This window comes from Micromonospora sp. MH99, from assembly GCF_021442385.1.
Taxonomy (GTDB): Bacteria; Actinomycetota; Actinomycetes; order Mycobacteriales; family Micromonosporaceae; genus Micromonospora.
Map to the genome: position 1 here is coordinate 13,787 of NZ_MUZA01000072.1, position 16,781 is coordinate 30,567.

At 71.5% G+C, this 16,781-nt stretch carries 14 protein-coding genes and 1 pseudogene; 14 read left to right on the top strand and 1 reads right to left on the bottom strand.

All coding sequences use genetic code 11. The annotated features are described in order from the left end of the window. Window positions 1-71 precede the first annotated feature (71 nt). The 7 genes from pdxH (at window position 72) to B0E54_RS27160 (ending at window position 6,220) form a co-directional block, all read left to right on the top strand. Window positions 72-788, top strand: a complete 717-nt coding sequence (gene pdxH, locus B0E54_RS27130; RefSeq protein ID WP_234589035.1) for a pyridoxamine 5'-phosphate oxidase — start codon at window positions 72-74, stop codon at window positions 786-788. Beyond that, window positions 785-2,083: an MFS transporter gene (locus B0E54_RS27135; protein WP_234589036.1), complete on the top strand. Its 1,299-nt coding sequence runs from the start codon at window positions 785-787 to the stop codon at window positions 2,081-2,083. The genes pdxH and B0E54_RS27135 overlap by 4 nt, the downstream gene beginning before the upstream one ends. Window positions 2,084-2,101: 18 nt before the next feature. After that, window positions 2,102-3,031 (top strand): aldose 1-epimerase family protein, encoded by a 930-nt coding sequence (locus tag B0E54_RS27140; protein ID WP_234589038.1) that lies wholly within the window; start codon window positions 2,102-2,104, stop codon window positions 3,029-3,031. After that, on the top strand, window positions 3,031-3,633 hold the full coding sequence (locus B0E54_RS27145) for a nitroreductase family protein (protein WP_234589040.1): 603 nt from the start codon (window positions 3,031-3,033) through the stop codon (window positions 3,631-3,633). Before B0E54_RS27140 ends, B0E54_RS27145 begins: the two co-directional genes overlap by 1 nt. Before the next feature lie 188 nt (window positions 3,634-3,821). Continuing rightward, complete coding sequence (locus B0E54_RS27150) at window positions 3,822-4,133, top strand: type II toxin-antitoxin system VapB family antitoxin (protein WP_234589042.1); 312 nt, start codon at window positions 3,822-3,824, stop codon at window positions 4,131-4,133. A gap of 20 nt (window positions 4,134-4,153) precedes the next feature. Further along, window positions 4,154-5,314 (top strand): acyl-CoA dehydrogenase family protein, encoded by a 1,161-nt coding sequence (locus tag B0E54_RS27155; RefSeq protein ID WP_234589043.1) that lies wholly within the window; start codon window positions 4,154-4,156, stop codon window positions 5,312-5,314. A gap of 99 nt (window positions 5,315-5,413) precedes the next feature. Then, window positions 5,414-6,220 carry a DUF4230 domain-containing protein gene (locus B0E54_RS27160; RefSeq protein ID WP_234589044.1) on the top strand — a complete coding sequence of 269 codons (807 nt, stop codon included), beginning with the start codon at window positions 5,414-5,416 and terminating at the stop codon, window positions 6,218-6,220. A 453-nt stretch (window positions 6,221-6,673) separates the two neighbouring features. On the opposite strand, the gene B0E54_RS27165 is transcribed toward B0E54_RS27160, so the two are convergent. After that, complete coding sequence (locus tag B0E54_RS27165; RefSeq protein WP_234589045.1) at window positions 6,674-6,883, bottom strand: PspC domain-containing protein; 210 nt, start codon at window positions 6,881-6,883, stop codon at window positions 6,674-6,676. Window positions 6,884-7,285: 402 nt separating this feature from the next. Between B0E54_RS27165 and B0E54_RS27170 the strand changes: the two genes are divergently transcribed. From B0E54_RS27170 to B0E54_RS27200, 7 genes and pseudogenes are all read left to right on the top strand, one after another. Beyond that, window positions 7,286-8,656 carry an L-serine ammonia-lyase gene (locus B0E54_RS27170; protein WP_234589046.1) on the top strand — a complete coding sequence of 457 codons (1,371 nt, stop codon included), beginning with the start codon at window positions 7,286-7,288 and terminating at the stop codon, window positions 8,654-8,656. A gap of 70 nt (window positions 8,657-8,726) precedes the next feature. Further along, a complete protein-coding gene (locus tag B0E54_RS27175) occupies window positions 8,727-9,554 on the top strand; it encodes an ABC transporter permease (protein WP_234589047.1) in 828 nt (275 codons plus the stop codon). A 1-nt stretch (window position 9,555) separates the two neighbouring features. After that, complete coding sequence (locus tag B0E54_RS27180; protein ID WP_234589048.1) at window positions 9,556-10,302, top strand: ABC transporter ATP-binding protein; 747 nt, start codon at window positions 9,556-9,558, stop codon at window positions 10,300-10,302. After that, window positions 10,299-12,359, top strand: a complete 2,061-nt coding sequence (locus B0E54_RS27185; protein WP_374109325.1) for a DUF5941 domain-containing protein — start codon at window positions 10,299-10,301, stop codon at window positions 12,357-12,359. Before B0E54_RS27180 ends, B0E54_RS27185 begins: the two co-directional genes overlap by 4 nt. Window positions 12,360-12,374: 15 nt before the next feature. Further along, window positions 12,375-14,585, top strand: coding sequence for a bifunctional glycosyltransferase family 2 protein/CDP-glycerol:glycerophosphate glycerophosphotransferase (locus B0E54_RS27190; protein ID WP_234589049.1), 2,211 nt, complete (start codon window positions 12,375-12,377; stop codon window positions 14,583-14,585). 131 nt (window positions 14,586-14,716) lie between these two features. Next, on the top strand, window positions 14,717-16,015 hold the full coding sequence (locus B0E54_RS27195) for an ABC transporter ATP-binding protein (protein ID WP_234589050.1): 1,299 nt from the start codon (window positions 14,717-14,719) through the stop codon (window positions 16,013-16,015). Between the two features lie 93 nt (window positions 16,016-16,108). Continuing rightward, window positions 16,109-16,781, top strand: a pseudogene (locus B0E54_RS27200) (hypothetical protein); the annotation flags it as partial.

Consider the following 16,781-nt stretch of genomic DNA (forward strand, 5'->3'; position numbering starts at 1 on the left):
ACCCGCTGCGACTGTGCTGCACACGACATCCCCGGACGCGCATTCTCCGCGCCACTCGGTGAGACTGGGCGATGCGGACTGGCCAGCGCGGAAGGGCGCTCGTCGGATCGCTGAAAAGGAGTGGGGACGTGACGGGCGACACACCAGCCCCGGCCGCGATGCGTAACGAGTACGCCGCGGACCTGGGCCTGACCGAAGCTGACCTGGCCGCCGACTGGCACCGCCAGTTCGACAGCTGGTTCGCCGACGCGGTGGCCTTCGGGCTGCCCGAGCCGAACGCGATGGTGGTGGGCACCGCCGACGCCGCCGGCCGGCCCAGCGGCCGGACGGTGCTGCTCAAGGGGTACGACCCCGAGGGCTTCGTCTTCTTCACCAACCACCTCTCCCGCAAGGGCGTCGAGGCGTCCGCCAACCCGTACGCCAGCCTGGTCTTTCCGTGGTTTCCCATGCAGCGGCAGGTGGTGGTCGCCGGGTCGATCGCCCCGGTCGATCAGGCGGTGACCGAGTCGTACTTCGCGAGCCGGCCACGCGGCTCACAGGTGGGCGCCTGGGCCAGCCCGCAGTCGCAGGTGGTGCCGGACCGGGCCGCGCTGGAAGAGCGCTACCGGGAGGTGGCCGAGCGGTTCGGCGACGCGACGGTCATCCCGCCTCCGCCGCACTGGGGTGGTCTGCGCGTCCGGCCGGAGTCGGTGGAGTTCTGGCAGGGGCGGGCCGGTCGGCTGCACGACCGCCTGCGCTTCCGTCGCGTCGACGGAAGCGACTGGATCGTCGAGCGGCTGGCGCCGTGACGGGTGTGCAGGAGGCCCGGCCGCGCGGAGCGCGCCGCTGGGCGATCGACGTCCGTCCGCTGCGGGTTCCGGCGTACCGCCGGTTGTGGCTCGGCAACACGGTGGCGATGTTCGGCTTCCAGTTCACCGCCGTCGCGGTGCCGGTGGAGATGTACGCCCTGACCCGGGACTCGTTCTGGGTCGGTCTGCTGGGTGTGGCTGCCTTCGTACCCCTGCTGATCTTCGGGCTCTGGGGTGGCGCGGTCGCCGACGCCCGCGACCGCCGTGCGGTGCTGCTCGGCGGCTCATTGTTGCTCTGGGCATCCACTCTCGGTCTGCTGGTCCAGGCGCTGCTGAACGTGGGCAGCCCGGTGCTGTTGCTGGCGCTGATGGCGGTGCAGTCGGTGGCCTTCGCGATCACCTCGCCGGCCCGCAGCGCCATGCTGCCCCGGCTGGTGCCCGACGACCTGGTCGCGTCCGCCACCACCCTGAACTACACGACCTTCACCGCCGCCTCGGTCGCCGGCCCGCTCGCCGCCGGTCTGATCCTCTCCGCCTCGCCGGACACCACAGTGGTGCTGCCGATCGCGTACGGGTTGGACGCGGTGCTGTTCACCGCCATGCTCTGGGCCGCGCTGCGGCTGCCCTCGCTCCCGCCCGAGCCGACCGCCGACGGCCAGGCCCGACGTGCCGGCCTGGCCAGCGTGATCGACGGATTCCGGTACCTCGCCACCACGCCGGTGCTGCTGCTCTCCTTCGGCGTGGACCTGATCGCGATGATCCTGGCCATGCCGAGGGCGCTGTTCCCGGAGATCGCCCACGAGCGGTTCGGCGGCGGCGGCTCGGTCGGCCTGCTCTACAGCGCCATCGCCATCGGCTCCATGATCGGCGGGCTGACCTCCGGCTGGATCGGCCGACTCCGCCGGCAGGGCGTCGGCCTGGTCGTCGCGGTCGTCGGCTGGGGCCTGGCGATCGCCGCGGCCGGGCTGGCCCACCAACTCTGGCTGATGGTCCTGCTGCTCGCCGTGGCCGGCGCCGCCGACCTGGTCAGCGCCGTACTGCGCCAGTCCATGCTGCTGGTGTACGCGCCGGACCGGATGCGCGGTCGGCTCCAGGGCGTCAACACGGTGGTGGTGGCCGGCGGTCCGCGCCTGGGTGACCTGCGGGCCGGCACCATGGCCGCCGGGCTCGGCGGAGGGGTGGCCTGGGTCGCCGGCGGGCTCGCCTCGGCGGTGCTCGTGGTGGTGCTCGCGGTCGCCTTCCCGGCGCTGCTGCGCTACCGGGCCACGACGGCGTCGAGCGGCGACCGGCCGTGACCGGTTAGGGTCGCCGGCATGGAAAGCCCCGACCAGCGCCCCTTCTCCGGCGCACAGTGGACCATCGCCGCCGCGGGCCACGAGGCAGTCATCGTGGAGGTGGGCGGCGGGCTGCGGACGTACCGGCACGACGGCGTCGACCTGCTCGACGGCTACCGCACCGACGAGGTCTGCCCCGGCTGCGCCGGGCAGGTGCTCGCGCCCTGGCCGAACCGGATCCGCGACGGTCGCTACCCGTTCGCCGACCGGACGCACCAGCTCGCGCTGACCGAGCCGGAGCGGCACGTCGCCATCCACGGGCTGGTCAACTGGGTGCCGTGGCGGCTGCTGGAGCAGTCCGCGGACGCGGTGACCCTCGGCTACGACCTGCCGCCGCAGCCCGGCTACGAGTGGCCGCTGCGGCTGGTCAGCCGTTGGAGTGTGAGCGCGGACGGTCTGCGGGCCGAGCACGAGGTGACCAACATCGGCGCCGAGGTGGCCCCGTTCGGCTTCTCGGTGCACCCGTACCTGCAACTGCCGGGTGTCGCGGTGGACGACCTGGTCATGCGGCTGCCGGCGCGGATGCGTGTGCTGGTGGACGGTCGGCTGCTCCCGGTCGGGGTGACCCCGGTGGCCGGCACCGAGTACGACTGGACCAGCCCGCGTCGGATCGGCGGCGCGGAGCTGGACCTCTGCTTCGGCGAGGTGATCCGCGACGCCGACGGCGGTTCCTCGGTGAGCCTGGCCGCGCCGGACTCCTCGTCCGGGGTGAGCATCTGGGCGGACGCGGAGTTCGGCTGGTGGCAGGTGTTCACCGGGGACGCGCTGACCGGCGAGCGGCACCGGCGTTCGGTGGCGATCGAGCCGATGACCTGCCCGCCGGACGCGTTCCGCTCGGGCAAGGACCTGCTCACGCTCAAGCCCGGCACGACCTGGCGTGGTGCCTGGGGCATCCGTCCCGGGGCCTGATGGAGTTCGCCGAGGTCGTCCGCCGTCGGCGGATGGTGCGCAACTACGACCCGGACCGTCAGGTCCCGCCCGACGTGGTGGATCGGCTGCTCGACCACGCAGTGCGCGCCCCGTCGGCCGGCTTCGCCCAGGGCTGGGGTTTCCTGGTGTTGGAGGAGGCGGCCGACCGGGAGCGGTTCTGGGCCGCCACCACGCCGGAGGGTGGCGGGCGGGAGCGCTGGCTGGCGGGGATGCGCCGCGCGCCCCTCATCGTGGTGCCGCACGCCAACGAGTCGGCCTACCTGCAGCGGTACGCGGAGCCGGACAAGGGCTGGACGGACCGGTCGACCGACCGCTGGCCGGTGCCCTACTGGTACGTGGACACCGGCTTCGCCGCGCTCCTGATGCTGCTCACCGCCGTCGACGAGGGGCTGGGGGCGTGCTTCTTCGGGATTCCGCCGCAGCAGCTCCCCGCCTACCGGGATGCGTTCGGCGTGCCGGCGGAGTACCACCCCATCGGTGCCGTCACAATCGGTTACCGCGCGCCCGACCATCGGTCACCATCGTTGCGCCGAGGGCGGCGCGAAATGGACGAGGTGGTGCGGCGCGGGCGGTGGAGTTGAGTGCGGCGTCCCGTTCGTCGGAGTTGAGGATCGGGCGAGCGATAGCGAAACTGACATCAGGGAGCAGAACGTCGCGTGCGCTGGGCCGCTAGGCTGGCACGGTCATCGGTGCCGCGCCGCGCGGTGCCCGCCGCGGCCCGGCTCGGCGTCGTCGGTCGGCCCGGCCACGGGGAGGGGAGCGTGCCGTCGTGATCTTCAGAGCGGTCCGGGACGGGCGTCCCTATCCGGAGCACAACCTCACGCTCAAGCAGTGGGCGGAGATCCCGCCCCGTCCCCTGCGCCTGGACCAGTTGATCACCACCAAGCGTGAGCTGGCGCTCGACAAGCTCCTCGCCGAGGATTCGACCTTCTACGGCGACCTGTTTCCGCACGTGGTCCAGTGGAACGGCGGGCTCTACCTGGAGGACGGGCTGCACCGCGCCCTGCGTGCCGCCCTGCAGCAGCGCAACCAGATCCACGCCCGCGTGCTGGTGCTCTCCGGTGCGGGCGATCCCGCCTGAGGCTTCGTTAAGGTGACGGCATGACTGCCCTCGATCTGCTCGACCTGGACCCGTCGCTCAGCGAGGAGGAGCGGCAGATCCGCGACGTCGTCCGCCAGCTCGTCGACGAACGGGTCCGCCCACACGTCGCCGAGTGGTACGAGCAGGGTCGCGTCCCGGCCCGCGAGCTGGCCCGGGAGTTCGGCAAACTCGGCCTGCTCGGCATGCACCTGACCGGCTACGGCTGCGCCGGCGCCTCCGCCGTCGCGTACGGGCTGGCCTGCCAGGAACTGGAGGCCGGCGACTCCGGGCTCCGCTCACTGGTCTCGGTGCAGGGCTCCCTGGCCATGTACGCCATCTGGCGCTACGGCAGCGAGGAACAGAAGCAGCGCTGGCTGCCGGCGATGGCGACCGGCGAGGCGATCGGCTGCTTCGGCCTCACCGAACCCGACCACGGCTCCGACCCGGCGTCCATGACCACCCGGGCCCGCCGCGACGGCGACGACTGGATGCTCACCGGCGCCAAGATGTGGATCACCAACGCCCCGATCGCCGACGTGGCGGTCATCTGGGCACGCACCGACGAGGGCGTCCGCGGTTTCGCCGTACCCATGGACACGCCCGGCGTCACGGCCCGCGAGATCAGCCGCAAGATGTCGCTGCGCGCGTCGGTGACCGGCGAGATCGTGCTCGACGACGTCCGGCTCCCCGCCGACGCCCAACTGCCCGAGGCGGTCGGGCTCAAGGCCCCGCTGAGCTGCCTGACCGAGGCCCGGTACGGCATCGTCTGGGGCTCGCTCGGTGCGGCACGGGACTGCCTGGAGACCGCCCTGTCGTACGCCACCAGCCGCACCCAGTTCGGTCGGCCGCTGGCCGGGTTCCAACTCACCCAGGCCAAGCTCGCCGACATGGCCGTCGAACTGGTCAAGGGTCAACTGCTCGCGCTGCACCTCGGCCGGCTCGCCGACGACGGCCGGCTGCGCCCCGAGCAGGTGAGCGTGGGCAAGCTGAACAACGTGCGGGAGGCCCTGGCCATCGCCCGGCAATGCCGCACCATCCTCGGCGCCAACGGCGTCTCCGGGGAGTACCCGGTGATGCGGCACGCGAACAACCTGGAGAGCGTCCTGACGTACGAGGGCACGTCCGAGATCCACCAGCTCGTCGTCGGGCAGCGGCTCACCGGGCTCTCCGCCTTCGCCTGACCTGCCCGTTTACGCATTCCGGCCGCTCGCCGCGCGCCTGTCGTACGGGGGCCGTACCGTCATTGACAGACGACGTGTCTGACGAGGACGGTGAGTGTGATGGCCCGCGACGCTGGCATCAACGAGCCCACGAGGGAGTTCCCCGGTTACCCGACCGGCGACGACCTCAAGGAGCGCTCGGCCGCGACACCCGACCCGACTCCGGACGGGCCGGGCGGCACCGACGGCCCCCCGAGCGGTGGTGTCGGCCCAGGCGGTGGGTCCGGTGGTGCGGCCCGTGGGCTGCTCCTGCTGCTCGGCGCCGCCGCGCTGGCCGTGGTGGTGCTGCTCGGTGTGCAGGTGACCGGTTTCCTGCCCGATTTCCGTAACCCGTTCGCCAAGGAGCAGACCGACCGCAGCCAGCCGCCGCTGCTGAAGTCGATCCAGGATCTCAGCCGCTATGTCGCCGCCGAGGGCAACTTCCAGGTCGTCGTCGACACCCAGAACGACCGGCGCAACGTCCCGGACTTCCTGCTCAACGAACGCACCCTGTTCGTCGGGGCCGGCAGCGTCGAGGCGTACGTCGACTTCACCAAGATCGGTGAGGGTGCGATCGTCCAGTCCGCCGACGGCAAGTCGGTCGAGATCAAGCTGCCCGCGCCGCAGCTCGGCGAGACCAACCTCGACATGGAGAAGAGCTACGTCTTCGCCGAGCAGCGCGGCCTGCTCAACCGACTCGGCGACCTGGTCGGCAACGACCCCAACCGGCAGCAGCAGGTCTACCAGCTGGCCGAGGAACGGATCACCGCCGCCGCCCGGGACAGCGGGCTCTCCGCCCGCGCCGAGGAGAACACCCGCAAGATGCTGGAGGGGCTGCTGCGCTCGCTGGGCTTCCAGCAGGTGACGGTCACCTACACGGCCCCCTGACCCCGGCGCTTCGGCTCTCGGGCATCGTCAGCACCTCGACACCGGGTGCCTTGATGCCCGGGAGCCCGGCTGGCGGCGCCCGGCTGTCGGCGCCCGGCTGGCGGCGCCCCGGCTGAGGGCGGCCGGCGCTTCGGAATTGCAGCCGCGCCCGCCCCGACCACCGTCGGGGCGGGCGCCGTCTTCGGGCCGTCCTCGGCAGGTGCTCACCCGCCCGGGCCGCGCGTGCAGCGGCTCCCGCACCCCCCGGCGGCCCGTGCTCGTCATCCGTCCCCGCCGGCGGCCCGCCGTCTGGGTGCGCGATGCGCAGATCTTGGACAGTTTCCGTCAGCTGCTGACGGAAACTGTCCAAGATCTGGAAGTGGAATGCCGTGCCGTGCCGTGCCGTGGCCGGAAGGCCGGAAGGCCACCACATCGTTTGACGTGGTGGCCTCCGGACTGCGCTGTCGTGGTGGGTCAGTGGCCGGTGGAGGCGAGGTAGCGGTCCTCGTTGGGCATGAGGACCCAGAGGATCAGGTACACGATCACCTGGGTGCCGGGCAGCAGCAGCGACAGCAGGAACAGCAACCGGACCATCCCGGCGGACATGCCGAACCGCTGACCGAGGCCGGCGCAGACACCGGCGAGCATGCGCCCCTGGCGGGGCCGAACCAGTTTGCGACTCATCGTCGTACTCCCACTCTGCGGCTGTGTGCCGCGTCTGCAATCCACGGTACGAAGGGGTGGCCATCCCGCCCTCGGTCCCGAGGAGGATCGGCGACCCGTGGACCCGTAGGTGCATTACCCGGGCCAACCCTCCCCAACTCCTCCCACACCGCCCCGCGATCTTGCACTTTCTGTCGCGACAGAAGGTTCATACCCACCCGTATCGACGACCGAAAATGCAAGATCGGCGCGAGGGTCTGGCGGGGTCGGGGCTGGGGGTGGGCGGGTAGGCTCGCTGGTTGGGCACCCATACCCCGGGTGACCGACGGCCCCCCGACCGGGCGGCCACGAGCGGGGCCGCCTGACCGGTGGCCACGAACCGGGCAGATCCCGTACGACGGGAAACGCCGAGGAAGCGCAGCCATGATCAGTGTTTTCGACCTCTTCAGCGTCGGCATCGGGCCGTCCAGCTCGCACACGGTGGGGCCGATGCGGGCCGCCCGTACGTTCGTGCTCGGGCTCAAGGCCGACGGGCTGCTCACCGAGACGGCGCGGGTGCAGGCCGAGCTGTTCGGTTCGCTGGGCGCGACCGGCCACGGGCACGGCAGCGGCCGGGCGGTGCTGCTGGGGCTGGCCGGTGAGGCGCCGGAGACGGTCGATACCGACACCGTCGGTCCGCGCGTCGAACGGATCCGCGCCGAGCGGCGGATCAGCCTGCTGGACGCGCACGAGATCGACTTCGACCCGGACCGGGACCTGACGCTGCACCGTCGCCGGTCGCTGCCGTACCACCCGAACGGGATGACCTTCGTGGCCTTCGACGCGGCCGGGGAGCAGATCAGGGCCCGCAGCTACTACTCCGTCGGCGGTGGCTTCGTGGTGGACGAGGCGGCGGCGGGCGCGGACCGCATCAAGCCGGACACGACGCGGGTGCGGTACCCGTTCCTGACCGGGGCGCAGCTGCTGGAGGTCACCACCCGCACCGGCCTGTCGATCAGCGAGGTGATGCTCGCCAACGAGCGCTCGTGGCGCAGCGAGGCGGAGATCCGGGCCGGCCTGCTGGAGATCTGGCGGGTGATGCGGGAGTGCGTGCAGCGCGGCTGCGAGCGGGACGGCGTACTCCCTGGGGGTTTGAAGGTTCGGCGGCGCGCGGCGGAGCTGCGGCGCGGCCTGGAGGCGGACGCCGGGACTGCCGACCCGCTGCACGCGATGGACTGGGTGACGCTGTTCGCGCTCGCGGTCAACGAGGAGAACGCGGCGGGCGGCCGGGTGGTCACTGCGCCGACGAACGGCGCGGCGGGGATCATCCCGGCGGTGCTGCACTACTACGCCCGGTTCATTCCGGACGCGGATGACGACGGTGTGGTGCGGTTCCTGCTGACGGCCGGTGCGATCGGCGTGCTGTTCAAGGAGAACGCGTCGATCTCCGGCGCGGAGGTCGGCTGTCAGGGTGAGGTCGGCTCGGCCTGCTCGATGGCGGCGGCGGGGCTAGCCGAGGCGCTGGGCGGCACTCCCGAACAGGTCGAGAACGCCGCCGAGATCGGGATGGAGCACAACCTCGGGTTGACCTGTGACCCGGTGGGTGGCCTGGTGCAGATCCCCTGCATCGAGCGGAACGCGGTGGCTAGCATCAAGGCGATCACGGCCGCCCGGTTGGCCCTGCGCGGCGACGGCGTGCACAAGGTGTCGCTGGACAAGGTCATCAAGACCATGCGGGAGACGGGCGCCGACATGAAGGTCAAGTACAAGGAGACGGCGCGTGGCGGTCTGGCCGTCAACGTGATCGAGTGCTGAACCCGTAGATTCGGGGCATTCGTTCACCGACTGCTAGCCTGGCGTCCGTTTCAGGAAGCGGGAGGCTGCGGTGACCGCTGGCGTCGCGGCCCTGTGGTCGCACCGCAACTCGCTGCGCATCCTGGTCCGACGGGACCTGGCGGTCAAGTACCAGCAGTCGCTGCTGGGCTATTTCTGGTCGCTGATCGAGCCACTCGGCATGGGCGCCATCTACTGGTTCGTCTTCGGGGTGCTCTACTCCCGGGACACCGGTCGGCACCTCGGCGAGGCGGCCGGGTCGTACCCGCTGTTCCTGATCACCGGGATCTTCGCCTGGATGTGGACCAGCTCGGCGCTGAGCGAGGCCACCAACGCGCTGACCGGCCAGTCCCGGCTGATCACCACGATGAACGTGCCACGGCAGGTCTTCCCGATCGGCCGGGTCACCGGGCGGTTCGCCGAGTACGCGGCCGGCCTGCCGATCCTGATCGCCATCGCGGTGATCTACGCGGCGCACGGCCGGATCCACCCCGGTTGGTCACTGCTCGCCCTGCCGCTCGCGGTGGCGGTGCAGGCGGTGCTGCTGATCGGGCTGGCCCTGCTGCTGTCCGCGTGGAACGTGCTGATGCGCGACGTGGAGCGGTTCCTCCGATTGATCATCCGGGTGCTGTTCTACGCCACGCCGATCATCTATCCGTTCAGCCTGGTCCGGGAGTCCAACCTGCCGGGCTGGCTGAAGGTGGTGTACGAGCTGAACCCGCTGGTCGGGATCTTCCAACTGCACCACGCGATCTGGTACCCGGACGAGTTCCCGGACGCTCGGCTGCTCACCACCACTGTCGTCGGCAGCCTGCTGGTGCTGGCCGCCGGCTGGTGGTCGTTCCGCCGGTTGGAACCCGCTGTGCTCAAGGAACTCTGAGATGGCCACGCCGATCATCGAGGCGGACGGTCTGGGCATCCGGTTCGTCCGCAACCGTCGCCGCCAACTGCGGCTGCGCGAGCTGTTCATCCACCGGGGCGGGCGCGGCGCCCTGCCCGGTCAGTTCTGGCCGCTGCGCGACGTGTCGTTCACCGTGGCGCCCGGTGACACCGTCGGGGTGATCGGCCGCAACGGCACCGGCAAGAGCACCCTGCTGCGGTTGATCGCCGGGGTGCTCATCCCCGACGAGGGCGACATCCGGGTGCACGGCGCGGTGGCGCCGCTGTTGGAGTTGTCCGCCGGTTTCTCCAACGACCTGACCGGGCGGGAGAATCTGCACCTGGTCGGTGGGCTGCACGGACTGTCGGCGGGCTACCTGAAGCGGCACTTCGACGAGATCGTCGAGTTCGCGGGTGAGCAGGTGGAACGGGCCATCGACACGTCGGTGCGGCACTACTCGTCGGGGATGAAGGTGCGGCTCGGCTTCGCGATCATCTCGCACCTGCCGCACCCGATCCTGCTGATGGACGAGGTGACCGCGGTCGGGGACGCGGAGTTCCGCGAGAAGTGTTACGCGACGATTGATCGTCTGCTCGGAGAGGGGCGCACGCTGGTGCTGGTGTCACACAACGAAAAGGACCTGACCCGGTTCTGCCGTCGAGGGTTGTACCTCGACGCGGGCCGGTTGACGCTCGACGGCACCATCGCCGAGGCGCTCGACGCGTACAACGCCGCGGTTCCACGGTGACGCTCGCGATCGTGCTCGCCGCCGGGACGCCCGCGGCGGGCCTGACCACCGCGTCCGGCGAGCCGCTGGCCGACCGGCTCGCCGTCCAGCTGCGCCGGGCCGGGGCGACCGAGGTGCGCTTCGCCGCCGCCCTCGACGAACTGGCCGCGCTTGCCGATGACGCCGACGGGCCACTGCTGATCAGTGGCACCGACCTGGTGGCGCACACCGCAGTGCTGAGGCATCTCGCCACCAGTCCGGTGGGACCGACAGTGGCGCTGGTGCTGACCGACCCGCCGGTGCCCGGACGGACGGCCGTGCGCGAGGAGCGCGGCCAGATCGTCGACGCCGGCCCCCTGGATGCCCTCGACGGTGACGCCACAGGCGTGTTCGGTGGCGCGCTCCGGGTCGGCGTGGACGACCTGCCGAATCTCGCCGCCGCCGCCCGCGCCGCAGCGTCCGAGATGCTGCCCGTCGCCGCCCCGATCGGCCCGGCCGGTGACGTGTCGCCGCTGCCGGTGGCCGGCGGTGTGGGCTCGGCGGGCTCGGCCGCCGCCGGTGGTCCCGGGTCCGCCGTGGACCGGCTCGTCGCGGGTCTCGCGGCGCTCGGCACCCTGATCTTCGCCCAGCGGGTACGCCTGCTCGTGGCGCACCGGGTCGAGGACTCGGCCGGGCTCGTCGCCGCCGAGGCGGCGGTGACGGCTGTCGACGAGGACCGCGCCGAGCTGCGGCTGTCGGTGAAGGAGAAGGACGACTTCTTCTCCACGTACTTCGTCAGCACCTGGTCGCCATACGTGGTGCGGCTCGCCGCCCGGCTGCGGCTCACCCCGACCGGGGTCACGGTGATCTCGGTGCTGTTCGCGCTGGCAGCCGCCGTGCTGTTCGGAGTCGGCGGGCGGCCCGCGCTGGTGGGCGGCGCGGTGCTGCTCTACCTCGGCTTCGTGCTCGACTGCGTGGACGGCCAGTTGGCCCGCTACACCCGGCACTTCAGCGCGTGGGGCGGTTGGTTGGACACGATGGCCGACCGGGCGAAGGAGTACCTGGTCTACGCCGGTCTCGGCTTCGGCGTCAGTCACGCCGGGCTGGGCAACGGCTGGGCCCTCGCCATCGCCGCGATGACGTTGCAGACCGTCCGGCACATGACCGACACCTGGTACGGGGTACTGCACGACGAGGCGGCACGCCGGCCCCGGACGGCGGCGGGTGCCAGCGGCGGCATCGGCGACCGGCTGAACGCCGCGTCGACGCGGGTGCAGGCCGACACCGGCTCGCTGTCGTACTGGCTGAAGCGGACCGTGGTGTTCCCGATCGGTGAGCGGTGGGCGCTGATCGCGCTGACCGTGGCGCTGTTCAACCCGCTGGTCAGCCTCATCGCGGTGCTGGTCTGGGGTGGGTTGGCGTTCGCGTACACCGGTGCCCTGCGCACGTTGCGGGCCCGCTGGATGCGGGTGCCGGTGCTGGACACGGTCGACGCGACCCTGCACCGCGACGACGGCCCGCTGGCCCGCCGGCTGCCGGTGGTCCGCCCGGTGGGGCCGCTCACCCTGGCGGTGATCGCCGCGCTCGCCCCGGCGGTGCTGCTGGTCGCCGCCCTGCTGGGCGACTCGCCGACGGGACTGCGGTGGGCGGTGCCGGTGGCGTTGCTGGTGCTGCTGGCCGGTGGCCTCGGTGCCAGGGCCGCGCACAACGGCCCCTTGGACTGGCTGGTGCCGGCGGCGCTGCGGGCCGCCGAGTACCTGTTCGCGATCGCCGTCGGGGTGGTCGGCGACGCGCCGGGCTGGCTGATCTTCGGCTACGTCTTCGTGCTCGCCGTGCACCACTACGACCTGACGGCCCGACTGGAGAAGCGGCAGACGGCGCCGCCGCTGCACCTCGCCACCCTGGGCTGGGACGGACGTTCGGTGCTGCTGGCCCTCGCGGCGATTGCCGGCATCGTGAGTATCGGCATGGCTACACTCGGTGCGTACCTTCTCGTGGTTTTCGTGGCGAGCGTCGTCCTGGCCTGGTTTGTCCGGCCGGCCCGTAGCGCGCGGGCGTCGGCCGCGCCGGTGGGCGCGGGAGGTGTCGCGCCGCGCTGACGAAGGGACGGCCGGATGACCCTGATCAGTTTCGTGGTGCCGGCCTTCCGGGTGCAGGGATATCTGCGCGAGTGCCTGGACTCGATCCTCGGCCAGCCGGAGACCGACCTTGAGGTGATCGCCGTCGACGACTGCTCGCCCGACGCCAGCGGCGAGATCATCGACGAGTACGCGGCCCGCGACCAGCGCGTCCGGTCGGTCCGGCTGTCGGAGAACGTCGGCCTCGGTCCAGCCCGCAACATCGGGCTGGACCGGGCTGTCGGCGAGTACGTGTGGTTCATCGACGGGGACGACTGGCTGGTGCCGGACTGCCTGCGGGAGGTGGCCGAGCGGCTGCGCGCGACCCGGCCGGACGTGCTGCTGGTGGACCACGTCCGGACGCACTGGAACGACACCGCCACCCGCAGCGCGATGGCCGAGGTGTTCCCGGAGGCGCCCCCAGTTGCCACCTTCCGGCTGCGGGACCGGCCGGAGGCGATGCGGCTGCTGCACACCGCCTGGAACCGGCTGGTCCGCCGGGAGTTTCTGGTCGAGCTGGGACTGCGCTTCTCGGACGGCTGGTACGAGGACGTCTCGTTCAGCTATCCCGTGCTGATGGCGGCGCAGCGGATCGGCGTACTGGACCGGGTCTGCGTCAACTACCGGCAACGTCGGGCGGGCGCGATCACGAAGACCAGAGGGGACCGGCACTTCGAGGTGTTCCCGCAGTGGCACCGGGTCTTCCATCTGATGGACGCCTGGTCGCCGGCGGTGGACGAGCTGCGCCCGGCGGTCTTCGAACGGATGATCTGGCACTACCTGACCGTGCTCGGCAACGGTCAACGGATCGCCCCGGAACTGCGGCCGGCGTTCTTCGCGCAGATCACCGCCGACTACGCGCGGTGGCTGCCGGACGGCGGGTACCCGGTGCCGGAGGGCGTCGAGGGAATCAAGCACCGGCTGGTGGCGACCGGCCGGTGGCGGACGTTCAGCGCGCTGCGGGCCGCCAGCCGGGCCCGCGACACGGCACGGAGGCAGGCGCGTACCGCCCGCCGTCGGGTCGGGCCGGTGGCCCGGCGCGGCGCGCGGCTGACCCGCGACGGGCTGCTGCGCGAGTACTACCGGGCCGAGCTGCGCCGGCCGGTGGACCCGACGCTCGCCGTGTACGCGGCCTACTGGTACCGCGGGTACTCCTGCAATCCGGCGGCGATCTACGAGGCGGCCCGCCGGCTGGCCCCCGAGGTGCGGGGCGTGTGGATCGTGCGCCGCGACCGGGTGGACGCCGTACCGGCCGGGGTGGAGTACGTCGTCGCCGGCACCCCGGCGTACTACCGGGTCCTCGCGCGGGCCCGGTGGTTGGTCAACAACGTCAACTACCCGGACTTCGTGCACAAGCGGCCGGAGCAGGTGCACGTGCAGACCCACCACGGCACTCCGGTCAAGGTGATGGGGCTCGACCAGCAGCGTTACCCGATCGGCGCGGGCCGGATGGACTTCGCCGGCCTGCTGCGCCGGGTGGACCGCTGGGACTACAGCGTCAGCGCCAACAGCTTCTCCACCCAGATGTGGGACCGGGCCTACCCGGCCACCTACGCGACGCTGGAGGTGGGCTATCCGCGCAACGACCGGCTGGCCACGGCCAGTCCGGACGAGGTACGCCGACTACGCGCCGAGTTCGGCATCGAGCCCGACGAGCAGGTGGTCCTGTACGCCCCGACGCACCGCGAGCACCTGCCCGGCTACCGGCCGCCCTTCGACCCGGACCGGTTCGTCGCCGCGCTCGGTGACTCGGGGCGGCTGCTGATGCGCAGCCACTACTTCCACGACCGGGAGCGCCGGCCCGGCCGGCCGCTGGACTTCCAGCGGGTGCGCGACGTGAGCGGCTACCAGCGGGTGGAGGACCTCTATCTGGTCGCCGACGTGCTGGTCACCGACTACTCCTCGGCGATGTTCGACTATGCGGTGCTGGACCGGCCCATCGTGCTCTACACCCCGGACTGGGAGGCGTACCGCCTGGCGCGGGGTGTCTACTTCGACGTCACCGCGGAGCCACCGGGGGCGGTGGCCGCCACGTTCACCGACCTGCTCGACCTGTTCCGCACGGACGCGGTGCGCTCCGACGCGGCGCACAAGGCCCGCCAGCACTTCCGGGGCCGGTTCTGCCGGCTGGACGACGGGCAGGCGGCCGAACGGGTGGTGCGCCGGGTGTTCCTCGGCGAGCAGCCCGAACCGTCGCCGGGCTGCTGACCGCAACGACGTCGCGTGCCGCGTAATAGCGGTGTCATGGGCCGAACATGAGACGTTTACCCGATGTGCGAAACGAATGATCCTGGTCACAGTCTTCTGGGGGTTCGGCCGACGACCTGGGGGAGGTGACGGTGAGCACCGTCGCGCTCAAAGATGTGAGCAAGGTTTTCAAGGACGGCACGTTGGCCGTCGACAGCATAAATCTGGATGTGAACGACGGCGAGTTCATGGTGTTGCTGGGGCCTTCCGGCTGCGGCAAGTCCACAGTGCTGCGCATGATCGCCGGTTTGGAGGATCCGACACAGGGCGCGGTGCTGCTGGACGGGGAACTGGCGAACGACCTGCCGCCACGCGACCGCAAGATCGCAATGGTCTTCCAGGATTTCGCGCTTTATCCGCACATGACAGTTGGCGACAACATCGCCTTTCCGTTGCGGCTTGCCGGTATCGAACCGGAGCCGCGCGGTGAGCGGGTCACCGACGTGGCGAGTGCCCTGGGCATCAATGACGTCCTCGCCCGCAAACCGGGCCAGCTCTCCGGCGGCCAGCGTCAGCGGGTCGCCATGGGCCGCGCAATCGTCCGACGACCGGGGCTGTTCCTGATGGACGAGCCCCTGTCGAATCTGGACAGTGGGCTGCGCGCCGAGCTGCGCGCGGAGATCTCCGGGCTGACCCGCGAGCTGGGTGTCACCACCGTCTACGTCACCCACGATCAGGCCGAGGCGCTGACCATGGCCGACCGGGTGGCCATCATGCGCCGCGGCGTGCTCCAGGACGTGGGGACACCCACCCAGGTGTACGGCCGTCCGGCGACGCTCTACGTGGCCGCCTTCCTGGGCAGCCCCCGGATGAACCTGCTGGAGGCGTCGGTCTACGTCCACCTCGACAGGTACGTCACGCTCAACCTCGGTGAGCAGTCGCTCTACCTGCCGTGGAACGACATCCGCAGCCGGGCCGTGGCGCACTACCACGGTGAGCGGATCGTGGTCGGGATGCGTGCCGAGGCGCTCACCCCGGTCGCCCCGGACAGCCCCGGTGACGTCCTGCGTGGCCGGATCCGCTATCTGGAGCACCACGGGCACGAGTCGCTGGCGTTCCTCGACATCGGGGCGACCGCGATCATGGTGGACGAGATGGGTGCGCCACTGGACCCGCCGCCCGTGGGCCAGCGAGGCCTGCGCCGGTTCGGTGCGGTGATGCAGCGGCTCACCGGCAAGCCGGTGGAGGCCGAGGAGGTGCCGAACGGCCCCGCGCGCACCAGCGTCCTCCCCGACCCGGGCCGGCACCACCGCCGCCCGGCGGAGTTGGCGGTGCGGCTCGCGCCCTACCCGGCGGTCACCGCCGGTCATCCGCTCGCCGTGTCGGTTCGGATGGACGCGCTGCACTTCTTCGACGAGCGCGGTGCCCGGATCGACGTGGGTTGGCGGTGACGCCACGCCGTAGCGGGGTGGCGGGAGGTCCGTCCGGTGTCCTACCGTCTGCCCACCTAGTCCAGTATGTGACACACCGAGAGGGGAACACCCGTGTCGGGTGACCGTCCCAGTCCGCTCGTCATCGAGCGCATCCTGCGCGACCGGCAGGGCATCTGGCAGCAGATCGTGGCCGAGGGCGACCTCAACGCGCTGACCGGGCGGATGCTGGCCAGCTCCGCCATCGCGCTCGCCTGCTACGGGGCGGTGCTCGGGGCGTTCCACAGCCCGCTGATGGCGCTCACGTCCGCGCTGAAGCTGCCGCTGCTGTTCCTTGTCACGCTGGCCATCTGCCTGCCCACGCTCTACCTGTTCAACCTGGTGTTCGGTGCCCGACTGTCGGTGCGCCAGTCGCTGGCGCTGGTGATGGTCGCGATCACGGTCACCTCGATGCTCGCGGTGGCGTTCGCGCCGATCAGCCTGTTCTTCCTGATCACCGCGCCCGACTACGGCTTCTTCAAGCTGCTCAACGTCGCGATCCTGACGCTGTCGGCACTGGTCGGGCTGCGCTTTCTGACCGGCGGGATGCAGGTGCTCAACGACCACGGCCTGCTCGCCCCGGCGGTCCCCACGGCCGCGGCCGCGGGCGAGGTCAACGCCCAGACGCCGGCGGTGCCGGCTGCGGTGCCCGCCGGTGCGGTGCCGGTCAGCGTGCCCGCCGGTGCGGCCTCGACCGCCGATGCGGGTGCCGAGCCGGTTGCCGTGTCGGCGGGAGCCGCGGTGGCGG

Coding starts and splice junctions, on each gene's coding strand:
- pdxH (WP_234589035.1), top strand. CDS start 72: ATGCGGACTGGCCAGCGCGGAAGGGCGCTCGTCGGATCGCTGAAAAGG.
- B0E54_RS27140 (WP_234589038.1), top strand. CDS start 2,102: ATGGAAAGCCCCGACCAGCGCCCCTTCTCCGGCGCACAGTGGACCATC.
- B0E54_RS27145 (WP_234589040.1), top strand. CDS start 3,031: ATGGAGTTCGCCGAGGTCGTCCGCCGTCGGCGGATGGTGCGCAACTAC.
- B0E54_RS27155 (WP_234589043.1), top strand. CDS start 4,154: ATGACTGCCCTCGATCTGCTCGACCTGGACCCGTCGCTCAGCGAGGAG.
- B0E54_RS27160 (WP_234589044.1), top strand. CDS start 5,414: ATGGCCCGCGACGCTGGCATCAACGAGCCCACGAGGGAGTTCCCCGGT.
- B0E54_RS27165 (WP_234589045.1), bottom strand. CDS start 6,883: ATGAGTCGCAAACTGGTTCGGCCCCGCCAGGGGCGCATGCTCGCCGGT.
- B0E54_RS27170 (WP_234589046.1), top strand. CDS start 7,286: ATGATCAGTGTTTTCGACCTCTTCAGCGTCGGCATCGGGCCGTCCAGC.
- B0E54_RS27180 (WP_234589048.1), top strand. CDS start 9,556: ATGGCCACGCCGATCATCGAGGCGGACGGTCTGGGCATCCGGTTCGTC.
- B0E54_RS27190 (WP_234589049.1), top strand. CDS start 12,375: ATGACCCTGATCAGTTTCGTGGTGCCGGCCTTCCGGGTGCAGGGATAT.